At 35.8% G+C, this 1,429-nt stretch carries 1 protein-coding gene and 1 pseudogene; one reads left to right on the forward strand and one right to left on the reverse strand.

Annotation, left to right across the window (positions count from 1 at the left end; all coding sequences use genetic code 11):
• Positions 1 to 396 (forward strand): annotated as a pseudogene (locus FTV11_RS16910) (MFS transporter); the annotation flags it as partial.
• 103 nt (positions 397 to 499) lie between these two features.
• Here FTV11_RS16910 and FTV11_RS16915 read toward each other — a convergent pair.
• Positions 500 to 1,429: ATP-binding protein (locus FTV11_RS16915; protein WP_180074513.1), on the reverse strand; the 930-nt coding region annotated here is incomplete at its 5' end.

Below are 1,429 nucleotides of genomic sequence, written 5' to 3' on the forward strand. Positions count from 1 at the left end.
GGTTTAACAGCTTCATCCATTGCGATCATGGGCTCAGTACCTGCAGAAAAGGGCGGTGCGGCAGGTTCACTTGAAAGTACAGGTTATGAACTGGGTACAGGACTAGGTATTACTTTATTTGGTGTTTTCATGGCCTATATATTTGGCAGTCATCTTCAAGTGCCGTCAGATTTAACTGCTGTTTTAGCAGAAAAAGCCAGACTATCGATTGGTGATACCTATTTAGTGGCGAGCCAGTTACCCGTTGAACAAGGTACAGCATTGATTAACGCAGGTAAAATTGCCTTCAGTTCAGCTCATGTTAATTTATTATTAACAGCAGGGATTATCATCGGCATACTCTCCATTGTGGTATTTTTTATGTTAGCGAAATATCGAGATGAGAATTCATTGTGATGAAATTTATTTGAGGATCATCAAACAGAATGGTTAAGTTCAGACATCAATTTATCTTAAATTTATGGTTTAAATGAAGCCGTATTGATCTGAACTTAACACATTATAAATGAGTTGATGTCTTACGATTTATACGATTTAGTTGAATAGTAAAACAGCTGCCACCTAAGTTTTTGGATTTAGAATAATAAATATGACCTTGGTGTGCTTCAATAATTGCATCAATCACTGCCAAGCCTAATCCAGTACCGCCATCTAGACGTGATCTAGAGTCTTCCAGACGATAGAATGGCTTGAACAGATGTGCAAGATGCGATTCATCAATACCAGGACCTTCATCTTCAAACATTAATAGCCAATGTTCTGCTGTGGCCATCGTTGTAATATTGATTTGTCCAGCATTCGAATATCTTAGAAAATTAGAAAATAATGCAATAAAGACTTGTTCCATCCTTCTTATATCAACGCAAACCAATTTATCCGTCAAATTTAAAATAATAGTTAAACCTTTAACCTGAAACCGTTCATTAAACATCTGCAGACATTTTTCAATACTATCTTTTAAATTGGTCTTTTCTAGTTCTAAACGTAATTGTTTATTTTCAATAAGTGTCAGTGTCCGTAAATCTTCCACAAGGTAAGATAAGCCTTCGACTTGGTTCAATAAGCTTAGGTGTAAAGCTTGATCGGCAATAAATATACCATCGACAATACCTTGCAAGCGACCTTGTAATATTGTCACAGGTGTTCGTAATTCATGTGCAATTGCAGCATTCCAAACAGTTGAATTCTTAACTGATACTTCAAGTTGGTTTGCCATTTCATTGAAGTTCTCAATAAGGGACTTGATTTCATGTGGAATATCATGATGTTGCTGTTTAATTCTGAGTGCTAAATTACCTTGTTGAATTTGTTGAATAACATCTGCTAAATCACTAATTGGCTGTGTATAGCGTTTTCCATATTTAAAGGCGAGGATAGTAGAAAGAAAAAAGCCTGTTAATAGCACTAAAAACAGCCAGATAAAGTCAAC

It is taken from the genome of Acinetobacter sp. YH12231, assembly GCF_013417755.1.
In the GTDB taxonomy this organism is placed as follows: Bacteria; Pseudomonadota; Gammaproteobacteria; order Pseudomonadales; family Moraxellaceae; genus Acinetobacter; species Acinetobacter amyesii.